Here is a 23,097-nt window from a genome sequence, read left to right as displayed (position 1 = left end):
TTTGGTTGAAAGAGGAAAGAAAAATAATTCGGGATTAATTTTAGTGATTATTAAGATACTCCAAAGCAGTTTCTTTGTCTATTTCCAATTGTTTTTTTAACAAATCTATAGAATCGAATTTTTGTTCCGGGCGAAGGTATTCAAGTATAGAAACTCTTATTTCCTGATTATATAGATCAGCGTCAAAGTCAAAAAAATGAATCTCGACGGATAGATTTTCTCCGGCTACAGTTGGATTAAATCCAATATTCATCATGCCGTAAACAGTTTTTTGGTTGATTATACTTTTCACAACATAAACGCCATTTCCAGGTATAAGTTTATAGTCCTCTTCCGGTTGAAGGTTTGCAGTGCGAAATCCAATCGTTCTTCCCAATTGTTTTCCCTTGAAAACGGTTCCCGTCAAAAAGTATTTGTAACCCAAATACTCATTGGCCAAAGCCATATTTCCTCCCATTAAAGCATTTCTGATTTTTGTTGAACTTATAGAAACATCATTAACTTCCTGAACCGAAATTTGTTCTACTTCGAAGTCATATAGTTTGCCAAAAGCAATCAGGTCATCAATATTTGCAGTACGGTTTCTTCCAAACCGATGGTCGTGACCAATAATAATTTTTTGGATATGGAATTTGTCTACAAGAATGTTTTTTACAAATTCCTGAGCTGTTAATTTTGAAAAACTTTCGTCAAAAGGATGAATGACTAGATTTTCAATTCCAATTTTTTCTAATAAATCTATTTTTTCAGGAATGGTATTTAGCAGTTTTATTCCTGATTGTTCCTGTAAAACCATCCTTGGATGCGGAAAAAAAGTAAGCACAAGACTTTCATATTTGCCTTTTTCTACATTTTGTGTTAGTCTTTCCAGAATTTTTCTGTGACCAGCATGCACGCCATCAAAGGTGCCCAAAGTAAGGATTGTTTTTTTTGTGGAAATGAAATCATTTATGGAATGAAAAATCTTCAAAGCAATTGTTTTATGTTGGTGCAAATTTATACTAATACCGCTAGTTATTTCAAATTAGTCCAATAAAAGTTGAACTAAATGAAATATACAGCGTCATTATACCAAAACCTTTGGACTAAAATATAATAAGTAATGGTATAATAATAACAGACCTGTCTGCCGACAGGCAGGTAAAAAAAGAGGATTGACATAAATCAATCCTCTCAAAATCTATATTTGGCGATACTATTCTTTGATGAATTGCAGTGTTTTTTTCTGATTTTCTTTCAAAACGGTAATAAAATAAACTCCATTACTTAAAGTAGAAGTGTTTATGGTTAAATCATTTTCTTTTGAAACTTCTTTTCGGCTAACGATTTGTCCTAGGCTGTTGCTAATTGTTAAACTATTTGGGAGTCCAAAATCACTTGGAACGCGAACATTTAAAGTTCCTTTTGTTGGATTTGGATACAAGTAAATGTCATTTGAAGTTTCAAATTTGTTAGTTCCAAGGGTATTAGTTGTGAAAGTTTTGCTTGCACTGGAAGTATAAGAGGATCCAGATGTGACAATAATTGCTCCGCTATTTGTTTTTATGTCATAATAACCATCACCACTTGTTCCACAACAAATTCCATCACCTACAGAGTCGTTTATGGTAAAAGTATAACATTGGTTATTGGCTAATATCCAGGTTTCGGTTATTAATTCGGGCAATGGTAAAGCGGGTTTATCTGCATAAGGACCGCCACTATATAAAGTGGCTCCAGAGCCATTTTTTAAACTCCAAGTAGTTTCGCTTCCATATTTGTCTTGTTGTAGTCTAAAATCATAACTAGTATAGGCATAATTAGAAGGAGGTATTGGAATAATGAAAGTTCCAGATGCAGTATTGTTAGTTAACCTTTGATCTGTTCCTCCATTAGCGGAGGAGATACTAGTAATATTAATAGTGCCGTTTGAAGCTGAATTTATTGTAATTGGAAAAGTTGCCGATTTATTAGTAGCCAAATCACCAGACCAATTATATACAATATTGCTTCCTCCATTAATATTGTAATCTATTGTTGCCGATGTCAAATTGCTTGTTCCTCTATTATAAATCGTTACATTTTGTATAGTCTGGTAAGCTACTGCTCCGCAAATACCAGTAGGAAAATATGCTTCGAGTTTTACTTCGGCGTCATTTGCAAACAAAGGGATTGTTGCATTTTTAGTTGATGTTTTCAGTGAGCTTCTTCTGGCTGCATTGTTAATTATAGTTGTTATTCTAATTTTTTGTTTTTTGGTAAAAATGTTCATACAAGCATCATCTGTATAATCCATATAATTCTCTACCATTTCATTTCCATTAGCATCACAATTTACAACCGTAGGGCAGCCATAGTTGGCGTCATGATGAACAGGGGTATCTGCGCAATAATCATCACCGCAAGGAGAATCACCCCAAATATGAATTAATCCTAGCCAGTGCCCTACCTCATGAGACATTGTTCTTCCTTTGTTGTATGTTGCATCCAATAAAAAAGATCCATCATTATAGTCGTTACTGCCAAACACATCATAATTAGAAACAACACCATCAGTATTTGAGGCTCCGCCAGAGGCATTAAGTCCTCCAAGCCCTGAGCCATCAGGAAATTGAGCATATCCTAAAAGGGTGTTATCGGTAAATTTAACACTCCACATATTCATATAAGATGAAGGATCCCAGATAGTGGCAGGTTTCAGAGTTGCTTCAATATCAATATCAGACCAAGAGGTTTGATTAAGACTCACTCGATCAATTCCGTTTGTTGGATTTCCGTTTGGGTCTTGTTTAGCAAGTTCAAATTGGATTTGTGTATCTGCTCCAACGGGATTTGAGTTATCGCCAGGTGTTCCTGCAATTTTTCTATAGTCTTGGTTAAGCACAGTAATCTGCGACTGTACTTGAGCATCAGTAATGTTTGGGGCTACGCCAATAGCTTCGCCATCATATATTACATGAATAACAACGGGTATTGTAATTATTCCGCCACTTTGAGAAGTGGTTTTCATCGCTTTGTATTTATCAATTAATGGAGCCAACCTTGCTTCAAACTGCGCACTTGTCATTCTTTTTGGGTCTTTTCCCTGAAGATATTGCTCATACTCTGTTGATGCACATCTAATGTGACCATTATTTGGATTTATAGTTCCAGCCTTAAGAGGTTTGCCAAATAGTGTTTTGTTAGTTTGTTTTTGATCCTGACTATAGGTGTTGCCAAGGATAAACAAGCAAAAGACAGTAAGGACTATCTTAATAGAAATGGGGATGGTTGTTTTCATTTTATGAAAAAAAGTTTGTCAAAGTTAATGCTTTTAGTAGCTTATAGAAAAAAAATTGGAAAAATTCAGCAAACAGATTGCTGATTGCTTACATTTTTTCCCAAAATTAAGAAAAATATTAAAAAACCCCAATCCTTATTTCCCGTTAAAAGCGGTCATCGTGTTCTCTAATCCTGCTGTTCCAAAAGATTTTATGATTTCTGAAGCTAATTCTAAACGTTCCGGAAGAGCTACTTTTTCGTCTTCGTCCCATTCGCCAAGAACATAATCTATTTGCTTTCCTTTTTTGAATTCGTCACTGATCCCAAAACGGAATCGAGTATAGTCGGTTGTGTTTAAAGTGGCGTGGATACTTTTTAATCCGTTGTGTCCACCATCGCTTCCTTTTTTTCTGATGCGGATTTTCCCAAAAGACAGATTCAAATCATCTGTAATTATAAGTATGTTTTCGAGTGGAATGTTCTCTTTGTCCATCCAATATTTTACCGCTTTTCCGCTCAAATTCATATAGGTATTGGGTTTCAACAGTAAAAAGGTTCTTCCTTTAAATTTGTATTCGGCAAGCGCACCCAGTTTCACGGTTTCGAAGTTGATTCCTTCTTTTTTTGCAAAGAAATCTACAATTTTAAAACCAATGTTGTGCCGGGTATTTACATATTCGGCGCCAATGTTTCCAAGTCCAACTATTAAAAATTTATTACTCACGTTTTTTATATTGTTTTTTTGGTGTTCGTGAACCTCCGGTTTCATATAATCAGTATTGCCTTCTGTTTTTGTTTTTAAAAACAGTGCGTTTAACCATTTTATCATAGTACAAAAGTAAACTTAATTTTTCAATTTTTTCCAAAGCTTCCAGCCTTCCAAAGGCTGGAAGCTTTAAGTAATGTTGATTTGAAAATGAGTGTTTCTAATTAGAGCCCCGATGGAAGTGATATCCTCTTGTGGCGGGGTTCGCCATAAGAGATAAAACGTAGAGCGGGAGCAATGGTTATTAGGTTTGCGAATCGTCGTGCTCCATAAAACAAAAAAAGCACCAGTTTTACAACTGATGCTTTCTTGAATTGTTCGAAAGAAATTATTTTTTCTTTTTTCCTGCAGGAGCTTTTGCTGCTTTTGCTGCTTCTTGAGCTGCTTTCATAGCTGCACGAGAAATTCTTACTTGAGCAACAACTGTGTTGTCAGTGTGTAATAATTTGTATTTATCAGAAACAAGTTTCGTTACATACAATTTGTTTCCCATTTGAAGTTCTGAAATTTCAGCTTCAATAAAATCAGGAAGATTTTTTGGTAATGCTTTTACTTTTAATCTGCGGGTGTTTAAACGTAAAACACCTCCTAAAAGTACACCTGGAGATACACCAGTTACTTTTACAGGAACTTCCATAGTGATTTCTTTGTCGTCAAATAACTGAAAGAAGTCAATGTGTAAAATTTTGTCAGACACAGGATGTACCTGAATGTCTTGTAAAATAGCATTGTATGATTTGTCTCCAAGTTCAATCACAACAGTGTGTGCGTTTGGGGTGTAAACCAAGGTTTTGAATGCTCTTTCGTCTGCTGAAAAATGCACTGGTTGATTTCCTCCGTATATAACGCAAGGAACCGCTCCAGCATTACGTAAGGCTTTAGTCGCAACTTTGCCCACGCTTTCTCTTTCTGATCCTTTAATTGTAATCGATTTCATTGTAAAAAAATATAGTTAATAATTATTAAAATTCATTTTTAAAGTCTCCCTTTCGGAAGATTTGATGGGTTACATCAAAAATTTTCCACTGATTGAATTGTTGTGGTGTACCATATGCATTACTTCGGCAAAAAGAGGCGCACAACTCACCACTCTTATTTTGTTTGATTGCTTCTTCAACGGAATAGAATCGGTCACTATCAATTCTAGCAATTTCGAATTTTCTATTTTTTCATAGGCACTTCCTGATAAAATGGCGTGTGTACAAATCGCTCTCACGCTCAAAGCTCCTTTTTCTATCATTAAATCTGCGGCTTTCGCCAATGTGCCTCCGGTATCAATCATATCATCTACCAAAATTACATTTCTTCCTCTCACTTCACCAATCAGCTCCATCGTATCAATGATGTTAGCTTCTTTTCGTTGTTTGTAGCAAATTACCACATCCGATTCTAAAAATTTTGAATACGCATAAGCTCTTTTAGAACCTCCCATATCTGGGGATGCAATAGTCAAATTTTCAAGATTTAAACTTTTTACATAAGGCAAAAATATTGTCGATGCAAAAAGGTGATCTACTGGTTTTTCAAAGAATCCCTGAATTTGGTCTGCATGCAAATCCATAGTCATAATTCTTGTTGCACCGGCAGTTTCTAATAATTTAGCCACTAATTTAGCTCCAATCGGAACTCTTGGCTTGTCTTTTCTGTCTTGTCTTGCCCAACCAAAATAAGGGATTACTGCTGTTATATGTCTTGCCGATGCGCGTTTTGCAGCATCAATCATTAGCAATAATTCCATTAAATTGTCAGCACTCGGAAATGTCGAACAAACAATAAATACGCGTAAACCACGGATTGATTCTTCATAAGATGGCTGAAATTCGCCATCACTATATTTCGCCATCGTAACTTTACCTAAAGGAATTCCGTATTCTTTGGCAATTACCTCTGCGAGATAAACACTTTCAGAGCACGCAAAAATTTTAGCTTCTGGTTCTAAGTGTGACATTTAGTGTGTTGTTTTGTAGTTAGTTAGTGTGTTTCGTTTTACCGAGGTGCAAATTTAGGAATAAAATCGAACTCTGAAAGGAAAATTTCGAGTATTTTTATTAGAAACATTAATATTATTTTTTACATTTGCACCGTGTTAAAGGAAAAAGACGTTTAGCTACCACTAAATATCTCTTTATTGCGTGAAATAACTGTCGTTATTTCTGTCTGCTGAAGCCCGGATGGCGGAATTGGTAGACGCGCTGGTCTCAAACACCTGTGGGAAACCGTGCCGGTTCGACTCCGGCTCCGGGTACTTAAAAAGTCTGTAATAGTGTTGTATATCAATACTTTACAGGCTTTTTTTAATTCAATAACCCGACCATTGCCCGACATTTTTAAAAAATCTCTTAAAAGTTATCTTTTTTTATACTTTTTTCCATAAAAAAAACCTCTCATCTCTGAAAGGTTTTTATTTATACTAAAATATCAGGTTTTAACAATTTAAATAAACTTTATTTTTTTCCTTGAGGTTTTTTCTGTTACTCTTCTTTTTTATTTTTTTCCTTCTCTAACCTCTCTTTTTCTTCTTTTTGAGACAATAGTAACTCCATCTGCAATAATTTGGCTTTTAAATCCTCATTTTCTTTTTTTAAATTAGCATTTTTGAATTTGTTTAAGATACTGTTAGGGTCTTTTTCTTCTTCAATTCTTTGTTGTTCAACAAGTATCTTTTTTTGTTCTTCAATTCTTTGTTGTTCAATTCTATTTTGATTATCTATAATTGCCTGTGCATTTTCTCTTTGCGCCTCTCTTTGCGCATTTGCTTGTTGTGCTTGAATGATATTATTTTGAACTTGGCTTAGTGCGTCTCCAACGTAGTTTGGTGTTGTGGCAGGTGTAGTTTGTTTTACCGTATAAGTTGTAGGCGTGTATTTAGGGTCTTGTCCATAAGTTGGCTGTTGAATAACGGTATAAGTTTGTGTTAATCCCACAAACGGAAATAAAATCAGAAGTAAAAAATATTTTTTCATAATAATTTAATTTTTAGGATATAATTTTAATAATTTTATGTCTTCATTTTCTCCAGTTTGATTTTTTAATTCAACTGTAATCAAACCCCCTTCTAAATTTGCAAATGTTTCGATTGAAGTTTTATCTGCCATATAATACTTAACAGAAAACACTCCTTCTACCGCAGTACTTTCAAAAAGTATTTTAACGTCTCCTTTACGCCATTGTGGCAAATTGCTTTCAATGACAATAGCCTTTAATTTATCCGCTACTTTAATTATTCCCAATTTATAATTCGAATCCGATTTATAGGTTTTATAGATGCCTTCTATCGGGTCTGATTTTTTAGAATCAAAATATGATTTTAATTCGTTTTCGTCTATGCTTATATTTTCGACTACGGGATATGCAATTGTTTTGGTTATTGACTTGTTGTAGGAATATTTAAAATTTTTAAAATTATCAAATGCTCTATTTGATGCAACATTTACATTTTTGTCAAAAGATGCTCCAAAACCTGACGCAGTATTTGTTTCATCATAAAGTACAACATTCAAACAATCTAATATTTGTAAATTGCATTTTGCTCCAGAACCAAAAGCGCTATTAATAATAGTTCTCCATTGACTATTTAAACAAGGATTTGTTTTTGCTTCCTCTGGCCATTGATTACTATCTTTAGGAAGTGCAATTAATCCTAATTTATTTATTGCGTTATTCGCTATATATTCTAATTCAGCGGGTCCGCTGTAAAAGGCATATTTCATTCCATTTAGAAAATTTAAATTATTGTTTTGTGCAAAATTAATATTTGATGATAAGAGTGTAACCACAAAAAGTATTATGTTTATTAGTTTCATATAAATTTAATTTAAATTAATATTCAAATGTAATCTTTTAAAAATCATTTACTTTACGGTTTCCCGTAAAGCGAGATAATTTTTTTAATTCACACTTTCTTTATCATACAATTCACTATTTCCCAGCAAGAAAATCAATTCTTTAAAATTACCGTTATAACAGTAAAAAATGGAATTACCCCCTGTTTATTCAATCAGCATTCAACAAAATGTGCATTATTTACTGTCATAACAGTAAATAATGCACATTTTATTATAAAAACGCCATAGCGTAACATTTATTTCTTTATTTTTACTGCTAAAACGGTAAAATATGAATGATTTTGATTTAGGTCTCTTCATAAAAGACCATCGTAAAGTAGCAGGGTTAACACAATTAGAATTGGCTAATTTGGCAGGAGTAGGGAAAACTACGGTTTTTGATATTGAGAAAAATAAAGAAACAGTCCGTTGGAATAACCTTTTGGCGATACTGAAAGTTTTGAATATAGAAGTGCAATTTAAAAGTCCAATCCATAAATAATGATGAGAAAAGCAATAATAGTAGTTCACGATAAAAGAGCAGGAATATTGACGGAAGACAACGCTGGCGGGTATCAATTTGCCTATGATGATAATTATGAAGGAGAACCTGTATCCTTGACAATGCCAGTGACTGCAAAGACTTTTTCATTTGCCAAATTCCCTTCTTTTTTTGAAGGATTATTGCCAGAAGGGATAATGCTTGAAGGACTTTTGAAAATAGCTAAAATTGATAAAAACGATTATTTCTCTCAACTTGTGGCTACAGGAAATGATTTGGTAGGAGCAGTAACGGTAAAAGAATGGAAAGATGAATAGATGCCCGATAACTTACGAAATCTGTGGTACTGAAAAATATAGTGAAAAAGGGCTTCGGCTGATTGCTCCTAAACTTACCGCATTAAATGATTTGCCATTTACCGCAGCCGAACAAAGGCAAGAAGCAGCCAATCGAGCCAATAAATTGTCTATTCAAGGCGTTCAACCCAAATTAAGTGCTGTTATTTCTGTTGTGAATCAACAGTTTGAAATTGTGGATCAGTTTGGCAACTTTATTATCAAACCTCAAAATGATATTTTTCCAGAATTGCCCGAAAATGAAGATGTAACGATGAAAATGGCCAAAGTTTACGGACTTGAAGTTCCTTTTCACGGATTGGTTTATTCCAAGGACGGCAGTTTTTCTTATTTTATCAAACGCTTTGATCGATATAGTAAAGGCAAAAAATATGCCACCGAGGATTTTGCACAATTATCTGGAAATTCAAGGGATACGAAGTATGATTACACGATGGAAAAATTGGTCAAAATAATTGACGAATTCTGCACTTTTCCAGCCATAGCCAAAGCCGATTTCTTTAAACGCGTTTTATTTTGTTTTATAACTGGTAATGAAGATATGCACCTAAAGAACTTTTCAGTAATTACAAAAGCGGGAAAAACAATCTTGGCTCCAGTTTATGATTTTTTGAATTCTTCCATTTCTATTAAAAATCCACAGGAGGAATTAGCCTTATCTCTCAAAGGTAAAAAGAGTAATTTCAAGGCAACGGAATTGATAGATTATTACGCAAAAGAAAGGCTGGGTCTTAATGACAAAACCATTGATGTCATTTTATCTGATATGAATAAAAGTGTGTCTAAATGGACGGAATTGGTAGAAATATCCTTTTTATCAGATGGCATGAAAGAAAAATATCTGAAGTTGATGGAAGATAGGATTAAGAGATTTTAAAAGAATTTATAACTTCTATCACACCTTCTTTATCACATAAGTCACAATTCCCCAAATGATTAATTGGTTTTCTTCGGTGACTTTTATGGGAGGGTAATTGGGATTTTCGGGCATAAGATACAAGCAGTCTTGTTCGACTTGGATGCGTTTTACGGTAAATTCGCCGTCGATGAAACAAATGGCGATTTTGTTATTTTGCGGTTCGAGACTTCGGTCCACGACCAAAACATCTTTGTCGTTGATACCGGCGTCAATCATCGAGTTCCCTTTGACTTTGATGTAGAAAGTAGCCAAAGGATTTTCGCTCAACTCTTTGTTTAAATCGATGCCGTTTTCCATAAAATCTGCCGCAGGCGAGGGAAATCCCGCCGAAACACCTTCTTTTATGAAAGGAATTCGCAATCCACTTTCAAAGTCTGGTGTGAAGAAGGTTAGTTTTTGGTCTTTTTTTATGGACATCGTATTTCGAGAATATCGTTAAAGTTTGTGGTATATTTTGATGATAAATGATTCTGGTTCATATTCCAAGTGAGATTTAAATTTTGCGTGGCCAATTTCACTTTCGTTTCGCCAATTTTGTTGTTTAATTTATCCATCACTTGCATCAAAGCCAAATGTTTTGGGTTTTCCTCATCGAATAATTGCAATTGTTTTTTGTTTTCGTCAATCAATTCGGTTACGATTACGCCTGCTTTTTTGAACTTTATGTTTTCGTTTCCTTGGTGTAATTTTTTCAGCATGTCAATTGCGGTGTTCGAAATAGTTAGCGTCGAATTCGTGGCAAAAGGCAGCGTAGTCGCCATATTAAAATAATATTTCGAGGTTTGAATGCTGTGTCTGTCAATGACTAACATCACAATAATCGTGTGACAACAAGATTTTTGCTTTCGCAATTTCTCCGCACAAACCGAGGCAAAAGTCGCCACTCGTTCGCGTAACAAATCAAAATCGGCAATTTGTTTTGGAAAACTTCGGGTAACGGCAATACTTTTCTTTTGGTCCACAATTGGCTCTAAATCTAAAACCGATTTTCCTTCCAGTTCGTATTTCAATCGCATTCCAATCACGCCCATTTCTTTCCTGATCCAAGCTTCGTGTTGTGGCTGAATAAAGTCTAAAGCGGTGTTGATGTTTCGTGATTTTGCTTTTTTGGTCGTGCGATAACCAATGCCCCAAACATCTTCAATCTTGGTCCATTTCAGTGCTTTGAGACGTTTTTCTTCGGTGTCGATAACATAAACTCCTTGGGTTCGTTCTTGGAATTTTTTGGCGATTTTATTGGCCACTTTCGACAAGGCCTTGGTTTCGGCAAAGCCAACACAAACCGGAATGCCAACCCATTTTTGGATACGGGTTTTCATTTGGACGCCATAATTATGATAATCAGAGATAGTCAAACCGTCAAAATTCAGGAATGCTTCGTCTATACTGTAAATTTCTAGATTTGGCGTGAATTGGTTTAAAATCTTCATCACACGATTACTCAAATCACCATAAAGTGCATAATTTGAAGAGAAAATCTGGACTTTTTTTTCGCGTATTAAATCTTTAATTTGAAATGCCGGAGCACCCATCGGAATCCCCACAGCCTTGGCTTCATTGCTTCTGGAAATCACGCAGCCATCGTTGTTGGATAAAATCGCAACTGGTTTTCCGTTGAATTTCGGTTGAAAAACACGTTCGCAGGAAGCATAAAAATTGTTACAATCAACTAAAGCATACATCCTGTAAAATTACTGAATAACCTATAATTGGGGTGTGGATAAAAAGTTAATTTTAGAGGATTGTTGATAAAAAATTTGGACGCAGATAACCGCTGATTCGCTTTGGTAATCCGTTTCAATTGTGTTGGCGATTCTTTTAATCACATCCGTTGATATCGCAACTATTGTCGGTTGCGGTGTTTATCAAAGTCACTTTCGAATCAAACTGTCCTTCCTGCCACACTTTTTCTAAAGTTTGTAAAAACGCCGTTGCCGGTTGTGCGCCAGAAATTGCATATTTATTATCGAAAACAAAAAAAGGAACGCCTTGAACGCCTATGGCATTTGCCTCCTGAATGTCTTGTTTCACTTCATTGCTATATATGTTAGAATGTAAAACTTTGGCAACAGCCTCGACATCAAGCCCTACGGCAATTCCTAGTTCGTTTAGTGTATTCAAATTATTTAAATCTTTGCCATCAGTTAAATAGGATTTAAAGAGTAATTCTTTCAATTCGTTAGCTAGATGATTTTTTTTGGCTAAATGCAACAATCGGTGTGCGTTATGGGAATTAGCCAAAACCGCTTTCTCGAAATGAAAATCCAGCCCTGCCGTTTTTGCATTTTGAGTCATATTGTCGACCATGGTTTGAGCCCAATCCTCGTCTTTTCGGTACTTTTCGGCTAGGTGTTCGATTATGTTATCTTCAGAGGAAGGAATAAAACCAGCGTCTAATTGAAAACTTTTCCATTCGATTTCAACAAATTCTTTGTGTTCAAAAAGGGTTAAAGCCTCTTCCATTCTTCTTTTTCCTATATAACAAAACGGACACATAATATCCGACCATATTTGTACTTTCAATTTCTTTTTCATTTTGCGATTCTTTTATTGGTGTTATCAATTGATTTTGTGTTGCAAAAATAATCAATTCAGTTTTTGGCTGTTTTTAATTTAGGTTTTTATTGTGAAAGGTTAAGGTTGTTGTTTTTCGAGAATATAAAAGAGAGCTGTTATTCCAAAACGGAACGCAGTTCTTTTCGATATCGAGAAGCACTTTTGCCTGTAAACTCTTGAAAGGATTTATTGAAATAGCTAAAGTTATTAAAACCACATTCGAAGCAAACTTCTGTAATGCTGATGGGTTTTTCTGCCAATAGTTTTGATGCGTGCACCAAGCGATATTCATTGACAAACTTGGTAAACGTTTTCTGGGTTATCTTTTTGAAATAGCGACAGAACGAAGGAACCGTCATACTGACCAATGCCGCCACCTCATCTAAAGTGATTTGTTCCTGAAAATTATCTTTCACATAATTAAAAACCGTATTGATTTTGTCATTGTCCTGCATTTGCAATTCCATTGAAAATCCTTCGGCATTTAAAATCTTAAATTCCGTGGCTTGTTCCATTTCATTTAAAATAGAAAGCAAAGTGAGCAATCTTTCAAACGGCAACTGATTTTCCATGATTTCTATTTTGCTTCCTATCCTTTTTTTGGTTTCACCGATAAAGACTATTCCCGCTTTGGCTCTATTAAAAAGATGCTTGATATTTTTCATTTCGGATATTCCAAAAAAATCAGTGCCGAGGAAGTCTGGCTTCATATGTATTACCGTTTCTTTTTTATTTCCTGTGTTTTCATCGGTAAAGCCACAATGGGGCAAATTACTTCCTATAAGAATTAAACTGCCACTGGTGTAATAGGAAATATGGCTTCCAACTTGGCGTTTTCCGGCACCACCGTTTACATATACCAATTCAATTTCGGGATGATTATGCCAAAAGTGGGATTTGCTATTCTCATTTTCGACATATTTTGCCAAAGTGAATGAACTTCCGAACGATGGTTCTATTATTTCTAAGGTAGGAAGTAACTTTTTCATAATACTGTGTTTTAAAATCACTACAAAATTAACCTAAAACAACACAATATTGTCTTTTTTAACCTATTTCGTTTTCGTAAAAGGTAATATACTATATAAATATGAGAATAGGGAGTTGTTATGCTCCAAATTACTCCAATATCTTTGCTTCAAATAAAATCATTAATAACTTAAAAAAGTACAATTATGAAAAAGATTATAAAATTTAGTTTAGTGTTGGTAGTAGCATTAATAACTATGAACGTTCACGCCGGTACTGTTGATTTTACATTAGTTGTAAAGAAAGAACAAGGAAAGTTGGTGACTTTTGCTTTGGATAAGATGAATAAAGTTGATTTATCTATTTATGATGCGGATGGTAAGATAGTTCACTCAGAAAAGGTGACTTCTCGAAAGATTATTAATAGAACATACGATTTAAAAGCTTTGCCGGAAGGAACTTACTATTTGGAAGCTGAATCTGAAATGAAAATTGCTAAATATAAAATTTCGGTTGTTGGAGATACCGCTACGTTGTCGGACACTGCAGTTTCAGAGATTTATAAACCAGTTTTTGGTGAAAAAGCGGGATTGATATCGTTAAGCATTTTAAATTTGGACAAATCTTCAGTTGATATAAAAATTTACGACGATGAGCAAAACGAAGTTTATGCCAGTGATAAACTAATGAACCAAAACATATCTAAGTTTTTTGATATCAAAAACATTAAATCTGAGAAATACATTTTTGAAATTACTTATGCTGATAAGACATTTACAAAAACATTTCCCAACTAGAAATTTTTATTAAATTTTGTGAATTAAAACAGCCTTTTTTGGGCTGTTTTTTTATTCCTATACCTTTCCTAGAATTTTTTTCAAAATTACTTCTTGAATATATAATCAATCAATTTGATCAATTAATTTTTACTTTCCAAACTTGATTTCATCCCACATTTTATTTTTCTATTGAATTTTTTTGGTCAAAATTTAAAAAAAAGATCCAAAACACAATTTGGTTTTTGTTAAAGAACACCCAATTTTTAGCTTTTACGTAAATTATTTTTTTTATTTTTAAAATTTTAAATAATTGATATGTAGTATTTTAAATGCTTATAATTTGCAAATTGTTTATAAGCACGAAACTATGTTTTAAATCTATGGCACGCTACTTGGATATCCCTAATCAAATAAGTAAAAAAGCGAAAGCCGAAAAGCTCATGAGTAGGCACAACCCAAATTATATTGATTATGAAAAAAATTACCCTTTTAGTAGCTAGTATCTTCCTTATTGGAAGTGGTGTAGCAAATGCAACAGAAAGAAATAATAATAGACCTCCTGTTGATTTTAGAAATGCCGATCCAATTGTATTCACGGAAAGAGGCGTTAAGTTTTACATATTTCCTGATGGACAATTTGATTTCAATACACGTCCTTCAAATGATGATATGTATTGTAAGTCAGGAAGAAGAAATGGTTCAAATATGACTTATGGATCTCCTTCAAATGGTCAAAACAGGAACTATGGCGTAAAAGTGGAACACGATTATACCGGTAAAGTTAGACGTATTGGAAATGTGTTTATTAACTATGATGCAAATGACAGAATTAAACGAGTTGGTTCAGTTTATATGACTTACAACCGTTATGCTTTGACACAAGTAGGTGGTTTGCAGATTATCTATAACCGTCGTGGTCAAATTGTTGACATTTTTGGAACTGTAAAAGGAGGAAGAGATTATCAATATGTCCAAAATAATAATGACGACAACAATCATGATTATGGTAATAGCCAAAACTCAAATGATCAGGATTACAACTATTATAAAACCAGAGGCACAAAAGCCCAAAATGAAGATGGTAAAGTAGAGGGAAGGTTAGATACCAGAATAAATAATTAGATTGGCTAAGATGGTTGGTTAATAGTCCCGTTGGTATTCGTATCAGCGGGATTTTTGTTGCTTTGTTTCTAAAAATCGGTTGATGACTATAGATATAAATCGTCTAGTTCCGAAAGTATTCATTTTGTAAAAACATCGGAATAACAGATAATTGTCGTGTAGATGAAAAGTTAATTTTTTGAAAGGTTGTTGATAAAAAATTAATCGACTTTGATACTTCTTGTTTCTTTGATGGATTTTGGAGAACGACTGCCGTGAAAAGCTCTCAAAACTTCTATTCTATGAGGAGTAATTCTGTAAATAATGAGGTAGGAACCAAAAATTATATTGCGGTATTTTTTAGTTTTGGTCTCCAGATGGTGACATTCAGGATGAAGTAAATAGCGCGATTCGGGATTATGAGTGACGATTAATAGTTCATCGAAAAAAGATAACGCAGCTTTTTCGCCGAAAGTTGCTTCTCCATATTCAAAAATATCTTGAATGTCCTTATAATAATAAACGGATTTGACTACTTTTTTCTTTGTAATCTCCATTTATCGAATCTAATTTTGAACTCATCTAATGATAAAAATTCTCCTTCCTCAGCCTCTTTTATCAAAGAAGCTAGTTTCTTTTGAGACATTGGTTTGCCTGGAGTGGCAAGATTGTTAGAATTTTCGTTTTTCGTTTTCATAATTGGTATTCTACTTATTTTCAAATGTATAAAAATAGTTCCAATAAATTATTTTTTTTTGAGAATATATTGTGATTGAGGGAATTTAGGGTTGTTGAGAGTTTTTGAATGTGTGTGTTGACAGGGAAATAATTTTTGTGCTAGCGGAATGACTTTATTTTTTCTTTTTGAATATGTAATATAATATCATTGCAATATTTAAAACTATACTAAAGTAAATAATAAAGTATTGTTCCTTAGAAATACAAGCTGGACAATCTTCCCTATTCAAACAAGGTTCGCACAAAGGTTGAAAATATTTATATAAAAGAATGAATAAGAAATTCGTACAAAAAAACAACAAAGAATAATTAATGTTTAGTCTTTTTATTGTTGTGGGTAGCTTTAATTTCATATCTAAATTTTTTATTTTTTCCAAAAAACCTTTCTATAACTGCCGCCGTAAACATCCTCGCTCCCGCATCATTCATATGGCCGCAGGATGAAAAATATTGGTCGCCTTCAACAACGTTTTCCAGATTGTGAATTTCTGGGTAGATTTTATTGGCTTTTTCAAAATAATCCAGTCCTTTCACATTGGTGCACATTGGCGTCATTACGGTAATTAGATTGTAATGGTTTTGCTTGCAAATTTGCTTGATTTCCTCGTAATATTTATTGCGAATGGGTTTCAAAGCGGTTAAATCATTCTTCATATTTCCAGGTTTGTGTCCCAAAGGATGATAACCCAAATTGTCTAAAATATTGGTAGGCTTGTCCGTTGCGGTATTATACATTTCCCGGAAACCAATGAGTGCATCAAAATCGATATAACGGTAAAAAGGAATGTAATACAAGGCATTAAAGTTTTCCAACTTCGAAAAATGCTTCTTGATTGTTTCTGAATGATGAATATAAGGAAGGAATTTTGCTGCGATAGCATCGGATTCTTTTTCGTTGCAAAGACCCAAATCGGCTTCCAGAATCACAGTTTTTATTTTATAATGGCGTTCGGCCATCAATTTTAGCATTAGCGAAGCTTCGAATAAATGTGCGCCACTCATCCCATAATTGAAGGTTTTCAATCCTTTCTTTTCAAATAATTCAGGCACGAAATGGTTATTGGCTCTCGATGAACCTAAAATTACCACATCATAATTTCTAGCTTTAGAATTGAATACATTTTCCACTTTTCCACGATTGGAAGAATGCAAATAGACGGTCGTGTAAGTCCAATCCAATACTATCAAAAGCACTAGAATCATGAGTAAAATTTTGGCAACTAATGTTATAAACTTCTTCATTAGAATTGAAAATAGATGAATTCTTTATAATCGGCATACGTTCCCAAAGCGATAATTGCCAAGAGACACAAAGTCATTTTTAACCCGCTGTATTTTCCTGAAATGGGTTCTATTTTGTAGCGGCTGTTCCATTCGACCAAAACAAAAGCAATAATCATTAGCAACATTTCGTAACTGTAACGTTGGTTTTGCAAGAATTGAGAGGTGAAACTTCGGTTAGTGAAGATTCTTTCAATATAGTCAAAAGCAATACTAATGGTTTTTGCCTTAAAAAATATCCAAGCCAAACACGTTATCGAAAAAGTGGCGAGAATGTTGAGAAATACTTTTATGGAATGGAAATCCCAATGCAGTTCAGCCGTTTCGATATTATTTCGGTTCGTTCCCAGTAGTAATGAAGGCAAGAAATACAAGGCGTTGATGAATCCCCAAGCTATGAAAGTCCAATTGGCTCCGTGCCAAAAACCACTCACGACGAATATAATGAATACGTTGCGTACTTGTTTCCATTTGCTTCCACGGCTTCCGCCAAGAGGAATGTATAAATAATCTCGAAACCAAGAAGACAATGAAATGTGCCAACGACGCCAAAACTCGGCTATATCTCTGGAGAAATAAGGATAATTGAAGTTTCTGAGCAAGTCCAATCCGAACAATTTGGACATTCCCAAAGCCATATCCGAATAACCTGAAAAATCGCCGTAAATTTGGAACGCAAAATATACTGCGCCCAAAATCAAGGACAAGGAATTCATCGAGGTGTAATTGTCAAAAATAGCATTGGCATAAGTGGCGCAAGTATCGGCAATGACTACTTTTTTGACCAATCCCCAAATAATTTGGTAAACGCCTTCTTTTGCTTTTTCGAAATCGAAACTTCTTTTTAGTTTAACCTGAGGCAATAAATGGGTCGCTCTTTCGATTGGTCCAGCCACCAAAAGCGGAAAATAACTCACGAACAAGGCGTAATCTAAAACGTTTTTCTCGGATTGGATTCTTTTGTAATAAATGTCAATCACATACGACAAGCCATGAAAAGTATAGAAAGAAATCCCAACCGGAAGAATCACGTTCAGCAAAAGCGGACTTGATTGGATACCTATATTGTTTAAGGCTTCCGAAAAGGAAAACGCAAAAAAGTTATAATATTTGAAAATTGCTAGAAATCCAAGATTGAAGACAATACTCAACCAAAACCAAAATTTTCGATTGCTGCTCTCTGTACTTTTTTCAATTTGGATTCCAGTAAAATAACACAATAGGGTCGAAAACAGTAGTAAAAAAAGAAAGCGCCAATCCCAGCAAGAGTAAAAATAATAACTCACCACAACCAGAAAAGCGTTTTGCGAATTTTTAGTTTTACTGAAAACAAACCAATAGAGTAAAAATACTATTGGAAGAAAAACAGCAAATGTTAAAGAGTTAAAAAACATATTTTGGAATCTAATTTATTATGTAGGCGAAACCAATAAATTTTACTGTTTTCATAAGGATTGACAAATGTAATTCTTCAAAACCAATCTAACAAAAAACCATCTCGCTTTTGGTCGGGATGGTTTATATAATTTATTTTTATTAGAGGTTTTTGTTATGGAGTAACAATTTTATCGTTGAGCTCTTTTTTAATTTCCTCTACAGGAGAACCATATATATACCAAGTTCCTTCTGTCTTAATAGCTTGTAATAAAGCAGGATTATTGAGATTAAAATTTCTCCACTTAAGACCAGATTTTATGGCTTGTGTTTCAAGAATTTTATTTTTTTTAGCTTTTTTGATTCCTGTAAATGCAATATTACGAATCCCACGAGAATACAGATATGACTTGAATTCAGATTCTAGAGGAGTCATTCCGGCAACAACATTTGATGAAATAACGGTGGGAAGCCCATTAGCCATTGATTCAAGAAATAATGAAGGAGGAAGAGATTGTTTTTGATTTTTATAAGTGAGTTCAATTGCTTCTTTCATAATACCTTTTGTAAAAAAAGCATGAATGACTATTGGTTGCGGAAGTTTTTTTATTTTTCGAACAATATCTAATACAGTATCTGGATTGTAAGGATCAATAATCAAAGGCATTTGATGTAAATTTATACCATATTGAGGTAGCAGTTTTTTTTCTTTCTCTATCATAACTAAATCTTCCTTATCTAAAGGATTCAGCAATGATACTATATTCTTAATAGGGCTTGTTAAGATAAAACTAAAATACTCTTCATCTGTTGGATAAGGAGTTAAAAACACATCGGTTTCTAATTTAATAATGTCGCCTCTTTCAAATTTTGTAACATCTTCTAAGCGACGACTTTGTTCTGACTCAGCAGATTTATCAATGATTCCATTGTTGTTTTTTATTATATTTTTAACAACATTTACACGGTCTTTGCCCAAATAACAATGTACATAAACTTTGCCTTTTTCATTTTTAATTATTTCTTTTAATTTATTTATTGCTTCTGCGTTGTCACTAACCCACGGCAATAAAGGAATGTTTATATATTTGATGCCAACCTTTGAAACTGCTCTTTCCTCATCGTTTATAAGCTTGGGTTCAAATGGAACAACGGCAGGATTTAATAACGAAATAACTAGAGTATAATCATTTTCTTTTAAATCATATAGAGTAGACTCTGAAGGGTAAGGTCCAAAAAAGAAATGAGCATTTTTAGTTCTTTCAGCAGAAACATTTTGTGGATTTATTCTCTCCATTAATTCAGGGTTAAACCATAACCAAAGTACAGAGACAGTGAGTGAAATTAAAATCGCAAAAAAGGAAAAAACGGAAGTCTTTGTTCTTATTTTATAGTATACAGTTAACAACCTTACTGAGATGAAAAAGGATAAAATAACATAAAGTATTATGGCAATTTTTATGAAAATATTTTCTTTTGAACTCGACCAATTATTTGTGGCAGAATAGTCTGTAATCCAATGTACAGGATAGATAAGAACAAATGTTCCTATCGTAAATCCTATGCAGAACCAGATTAAACAGAATAAAAAGACATTTTTTGCCGAAAAGTTAAAATACGATTTTCTCATTTTTTTCATAGCTTAATTTTTATTATTTAATTGTTCTGTTTTCAAATTGTTTTATTCTTCAAAATTTTTTTTCAATCCTCTTTCAAAGCTATTTTTTTAATGAGATTTAAAATAGCTATAAGTTTTTTGTATATACAATTCATCAAAGCAAATCTAACAAAAAAACCATCAAAATTACTCTTGATGGTTTTCAATATAATTTTTTATGATAAGTTTATCCTAATAAATCCAAAACCGCAGAAGGAAACAAACCTAAAATAATATTTAATAAAACGGCTACAATTGCAACAGCATAAAATACAAATTGTGTTTTCGCCGCTTCTTCATTTGGCTCCTTGTTGTACATCGCCAAAATCAATTTAAAATAATAACCCACACTAATAATGGAGTTTATTACAGCTGCAATTACAACCACTAAGTAACCTGCTTGAATGGTTTGATTGAACAAAACTAATTTGGCAAAAAACCCTGCAAAGATTGGAATTCCAGCCATAGAAAGTAAAGCTGCCGTAAGAACTGCCGCCATTAATGGATTATTTTTACTAAGTCCGTTAAAATTTGCAATATCTTCATTATCCCTGTTTTTGCAAACGTATAAAATCACGGTGAAAGCAGCAATTCCAGCCAATGAATAGGCAGTAGCATAATACAATAAATTTCCGGCAGAATTGCTGATACTCAACAAAGTCATCAACATAAAACCAGCGTGTGAAATCCCGGAGAAAGCCAACATACGTTTTACATTGTTTTGTTTTAAAGCCATTATGTTACCAACGGTCATCGAAGCTATCGTAATAATAACTACAATTGTTTTAAAAGTTCCTAAAAGGTCTTGATTTTCTAAAGATGGAATCAAATTCAATTCAGCAATTAATTTATAAAGCGTTGCAATGGCAACCACTTTTACTAAAGTACTCATTGTAGTGGTAGTCAAAGTTGGAGAACCTTCATAAACATCGGGTGCCCAAAAATGAAAAGGAACAGCAGCAACTTTAAACAACATTCCGATAGTCATCAAAATCATTCCAATGGGAAACCAGATTGGTAATTCAGCGGATAAAGAATTTTCGCTAATTTCTATAACATCAAAACTTCCCATTGCTCCATAAATCAAGCAAATTCCGAACAATATAATCCCTGAAGCAAAAGAACCCATCAAGAAATACTTCATTCCGGCTTCGTTACTTTTTACATTCAATCTATTGCTTGCGGCAAGTATATATAAGGAAATAGACAATACTTCGATTCCTAGGAAGAACATCGCCAAGTTTCCGAAAGAAACCATAGCTACCGCTCCGGCCAACATAAAGATTTTAATGGCAATAAAATCAGAGATTTTAGTTTTATGATCTTCGTAGAAATCATGAGCTAAAGCAACCAAAAAAATGGTTAGAACAATAAACAAAGCAGAAAAAGCAGATGAAAATTTGCTCACCACAATCATATTATTATAGTGACTCCCCGGAGCATTAAATTCCGAAAAGGTAATTCCAAGAACGGCCAATAATCCAATAATTGTTATAGGAACAATGGCTTTTCTAAAATTTAAAATTTCAAATAAAAGGCATAAAACACCTAATCCTGTTATAGCTATTAATGTATTCATTTTTTATTTGACTTGGTTAAATCTGTTTACTTGAGTTAAAATATTTTCGAGACTTGGTGTAATCAAGTCAATAATTGGTTTTGGATACATTCCAAAGAAAAACAAAACGGCAATGATAATCACCAAACATAAGCCTTCGTTGAAAGTCACGTCTGCAAATAATCTCACATTGGTCTCGCCCAGCATTACGTGTTGAAACATTTTCAACATATAATAAGCACCCAATATTATGGTCGTTCCTCCAAGAAGTGAAAACCAAATGTTCACTTGCGAAAGGCTATACAAAACCGTAAATTCTCCCACAAAGTTAAATGTCGATGGCAAGGCAACTGATGCTAAAACCAAGATCATAAACATCGAGGTAAATTTTGGTGATTGTGCACGGATACCGCCCATTTCTGAAATCTTTCGTGTTTCGTATCTTCTGAAAATGATTTCGGCAACCAAGAACAATCCAGTCACAACAAATCCATGAGCTATCATTTGTAAAACAGCACCACGAAATCCGTCAAGCGTTAAAGTGTATGAACCGGCAGCTATTAATCCAACGTGTGCCAAAGAAGAATAAGCCAATAATTTTTTCAAATCTTTTTGGCGTAAAGCCACGATAGAACCATAAATTACACCAGCAATTCCAAGTATAATAAACACGTCCATATATTCTTTTGCAGCTAATGGGGCAATAGGCAATTGCCAACGAATAACGCTGTACAATCCCATTTTTAACATAATCCCAGAAAGCAGCATTGTCCCAACCGTAGGTGCTTTTTGGTATACTTCTGCCTGCCAAGTATGGAATGGAATCAATGGGATTTTGATGGCATACGCCAAGAAGAAAGCCAAAAATATCCAAAATTGCTCCGTTGAAGATAATTTAAGTTGAGTCAAATCGTTGATTAAAAAACTTCCTGCTTTTTGGTATAAATAAATAAAAGCAACCAGCATAAACAATGAACCGGCTAATGTGTAAATAAAGAATTTCACCACTGCTTTTTTGCGTTCTTCGGCATCGCCATTACCCCAAATTAAAGCAATAAAGTAAATAGGAATCAAAGACAACTCCCAAAAAATATAATATAAAAGACCATCAGATGCTAGGAAAGTTCCCGCCATAGCAAAGGTCATAAACAAGATTAATGCGTAAAAAGCTTTCGAATTTTTATAGGTATTTCCAAAAGAAGAATAAATGATAATTGGCGTCAAAGCTGTTGTCAACAAAAGCATTGCTAACGAAAGTCCATCTGCCTGTAAAGCAAAAGAAATATTTGGTTTTGAAATCCAAAGTTTTGTGTAGTTTATTTCTTGTCCTAAATTGTATTGACTTAGCAAACAAATCGTACCTGCAAAAGCGGTCAAGCCAAAAAGCAAAGCCACTTTTGGAGCCCATTTATCACCCGAAAAATAAGTTGCAAATGCGCCAACAAGAAGAATAATTAATAGTGTAGTTACATTCATT

23 protein-coding genes and 1 tRNA gene are annotated in these 23,097 nt (G+C 33.9%); 6 read left to right on the top strand and 18 right to left on the bottom strand.

The features are described from left to right. Positions 1-40 precede the first annotated feature (40 nt). The 5 genes from IR213_RS00685 to IR213_RS00665 form a co-directional block, all read right to left on the bottom strand. Positions 41-970 (bottom strand): bifunctional riboflavin kinase/FAD synthetase, encoded by a 930-nt coding sequence (locus tag IR213_RS00685; RefSeq protein ID WP_194310386.1) that lies wholly within the window; start codon positions 968-970, stop codon positions 41-43. A gap of 225 nt (positions 971-1,195) precedes the next feature. Beyond that, a complete protein-coding gene (locus IR213_RS00680; protein WP_194310385.1) occupies positions 1,196-3,259 on the bottom strand; it encodes a T9SS type A sorting domain-containing protein in 2,064 nt (687 codons plus the stop codon). Positions 3,260-3,394: 135 nt separating this feature from the next. Next, positions 3,395-4,069, bottom strand: a complete 675-nt coding sequence (gene pth / locus IR213_RS00675) for an aminoacyl-tRNA hydrolase (RefSeq protein ID WP_194310384.1) — start codon at positions 4,067-4,069, stop codon at positions 3,395-3,397. Positions 4,070-4,334: 265 nt separating this feature from the next. After that, the gene (locus IR213_RS00670; protein WP_194310383.1) at positions 4,335-4,943 is read right to left on the bottom strand and encodes a 50S ribosomal protein L25/general stress protein Ctc; all 609 of its coding nucleotides are present in this window, start codon (positions 4,941-4,943) and stop codon (positions 4,335-4,337) included. Positions 4,944-5,012: 69 nt separating this feature from the next. After that, the gene (locus IR213_RS00665) at positions 5,013-5,954 is read right to left on the bottom strand and encodes a ribose-phosphate pyrophosphokinase (RefSeq protein ID WP_194310382.1); all 942 of its coding nucleotides are present in this window, start codon (positions 5,952-5,954) and stop codon (positions 5,013-5,015) included. A 217-nt stretch (positions 5,955-6,171) separates the two neighbouring features. Between IR213_RS00665 and IR213_RS00660 the strand changes: the two genes are divergently transcribed. Continuing rightward, positions 6,172-6,251, top strand: a tRNA-Leu gene (locus IR213_RS00660). A 226-nt stretch (positions 6,252-6,477) separates the two neighbouring features. Here the strand turns inward: IR213_RS00660 and IR213_RS00655 are convergent. Further along, positions 6,478-6,969 (bottom strand): hypothetical protein, encoded by a 492-nt coding sequence (locus IR213_RS00655; RefSeq protein WP_194310381.1) that lies wholly within the window; start codon positions 6,967-6,969, stop codon positions 6,478-6,480. Between the two features lie 6 nt (positions 6,970-6,975). Next, positions 6,976-7,809 carry a hypothetical protein gene (locus IR213_RS00650; RefSeq protein ID WP_194310380.1) on the bottom strand — a complete coding sequence of 278 codons (834 nt, stop codon included), beginning with the start codon at positions 7,807-7,809 and terminating at the stop codon, positions 6,976-6,978. A gap of 313 nt (positions 7,810-8,122) precedes the next feature. On the opposite strand from IR213_RS00650, the gene IR213_RS00645 reads away from it, so the two are divergent. The 3 genes from IR213_RS00645 to IR213_RS00635 are packed head-to-tail and all read left to right on the top strand — an operon-like array spanning position 8,123 to position 9,565. Then, entirely contained in the window at positions 8,123-8,332 is a 210-nt protein-coding gene (locus IR213_RS00645; protein WP_194310379.1) for a helix-turn-helix domain-containing protein, read from the top strand. Then, entirely contained in the window at positions 8,332-8,649 is a 318-nt protein-coding gene (locus IR213_RS00640) for a HipA N-terminal domain-containing protein (protein WP_228479048.1), read from the top strand. Before IR213_RS00645 ends, IR213_RS00640 begins: the two co-directional genes overlap by 1 nt. Further along, positions 8,642-9,565: a HipA domain-containing protein gene (locus IR213_RS00635; protein ID WP_194310378.1), complete on the top strand. Its 924-nt coding sequence runs from the start codon at positions 8,642-8,644 to the stop codon at positions 9,563-9,565. Before IR213_RS00640 ends, IR213_RS00635 begins: the two co-directional genes overlap by 8 nt. An 18-nt stretch (positions 9,566-9,583) precedes the next feature. Here the strand turns inward: IR213_RS00635 and IR213_RS00630 are convergent, their stop codons facing one another. The 4 genes from IR213_RS00630 to IR213_RS00615 form a co-directional block, all read right to left on the bottom strand. After that, positions 9,584-10,024: a LexA family protein gene (locus tag IR213_RS00630; protein WP_194310377.1), complete on the bottom strand. Its 441-nt coding sequence runs from the start codon at positions 10,022-10,024 to the stop codon at positions 9,584-9,586. Continuing rightward, positions 10,015-11,289: a Y-family DNA polymerase gene (locus IR213_RS00625; protein ID WP_194310376.1), complete on the bottom strand. Its 1,275-nt coding sequence runs from the start codon at positions 11,287-11,289 to the stop codon at positions 10,015-10,017. The genes IR213_RS00630 and IR213_RS00625 overlap by 10 nt, the downstream gene beginning before the upstream one ends. A gap of 136 nt (positions 11,290-11,425) precedes the next feature. Then, complete coding sequence (locus IR213_RS00620; protein WP_194310375.1) at positions 11,426-12,142, bottom strand: DsbA family oxidoreductase; 717 nt, start codon at positions 12,140-12,142, stop codon at positions 11,426-11,428. Positions 12,143-12,279: 137 nt separating this feature from the next. Further along, positions 12,280-13,152 (bottom strand): AraC family transcriptional regulator, encoded by an 873-nt coding sequence (locus IR213_RS00615; protein WP_194310374.1) that lies wholly within the window; start codon positions 13,150-13,152, stop codon positions 12,280-12,282. A gap of 186 nt (positions 13,153-13,338) precedes the next feature. Between IR213_RS00615 and IR213_RS00610 the strand changes: the two genes are divergently transcribed. Then, positions 13,339-13,929 carry a T9SS type A sorting domain-containing protein gene (locus tag IR213_RS00610; protein ID WP_194310373.1) on the top strand — a complete coding sequence of 197 codons (591 nt, stop codon included), beginning with the start codon at positions 13,339-13,341 and terminating at the stop codon, positions 13,927-13,929. A 453-nt stretch (positions 13,930-14,382) separates the two neighbouring features. Then, positions 14,383-15,033, top strand: coding sequence for a hypothetical protein (locus IR213_RS00605; RefSeq protein ID WP_194310372.1), 651 nt, complete (start codon positions 14,383-14,385; stop codon positions 15,031-15,033). A gap of 200 nt (positions 15,034-15,233) precedes the next feature. Here the strand turns inward: IR213_RS00605 and IR213_RS00600 are convergent, their stop codons facing one another. The 7 genes from IR213_RS00600 to IR213_RS00570 form a co-directional block, all read right to left on the bottom strand. Continuing rightward, complete coding sequence (locus IR213_RS00600; protein ID WP_194310371.1) at positions 15,234-15,569, bottom strand: type II toxin-antitoxin system RelE/ParE family toxin; 336 nt, start codon at positions 15,567-15,569, stop codon at positions 15,234-15,236. Further along, positions 15,545-15,709 carry a hypothetical protein gene (locus IR213_RS00595; RefSeq protein ID WP_194310370.1) on the bottom strand — a complete coding sequence of 55 codons (165 nt, stop codon included), beginning with the start codon at positions 15,707-15,709 and terminating at the stop codon, positions 15,545-15,547. The genes IR213_RS00600 and IR213_RS00595 overlap by 25 nt, the downstream gene beginning before the upstream one ends. Before the next feature lie 350 nt (positions 15,710-16,059). Then, positions 16,060-16,992 (bottom strand): hypothetical protein, encoded by a 933-nt coding sequence (locus tag IR213_RS00590; protein WP_194310369.1) that lies wholly within the window; start codon positions 16,990-16,992, stop codon positions 16,060-16,062. Further along, positions 16,992-18,425: an MBOAT family O-acyltransferase gene (locus IR213_RS00585; protein ID WP_194310368.1), complete on the bottom strand. Its 1,434-nt coding sequence runs from the start codon at positions 18,423-18,425 to the stop codon at positions 16,992-16,994. Before IR213_RS00585 ends, IR213_RS00590 begins: the two co-directional genes overlap by 1 nt. Positions 18,426-18,580: 155 nt before the next feature. Further along, the gene (locus IR213_RS00580) at positions 18,581-20,044 is read right to left on the bottom strand and encodes a hypothetical protein (RefSeq protein WP_194310367.1); all 1,464 of its coding nucleotides are present in this window, start codon (positions 20,042-20,044) and stop codon (positions 18,581-18,583) included. Between the two features lie 205 nt (positions 20,045-20,249). Next, complete coding sequence (locus tag IR213_RS00575; RefSeq protein WP_194310366.1) at positions 20,250-21,641, bottom strand: NADH-quinone oxidoreductase subunit N; 1,392 nt, start codon at positions 21,639-21,641, stop codon at positions 20,250-20,252. 3 nt (positions 21,642-21,644) lie between these two features. After that, on the bottom strand, positions 21,645-23,096 hold the full coding sequence (locus tag IR213_RS00570) for a complex I subunit 4 family protein (RefSeq protein ID WP_194310365.1): 1,452 nt from the start codon (positions 23,094-23,096) through the stop codon (positions 21,645-21,647). Position 23,097 lies beyond the last annotated feature (1 nt).

It is taken from the genome of Flavobacterium soyangense (assembly GCF_015277675.1).
Lineage (GTDB): Bacteria > Bacteroidota > Bacteroidia > Flavobacteriales > Flavobacteriaceae > Flavobacterium > Flavobacterium soyangense.
The sequence above is the reverse complement of the archived record's forward strand: the minus strand, read 5'-3'. Positions and strand labels throughout refer to the sequence as shown.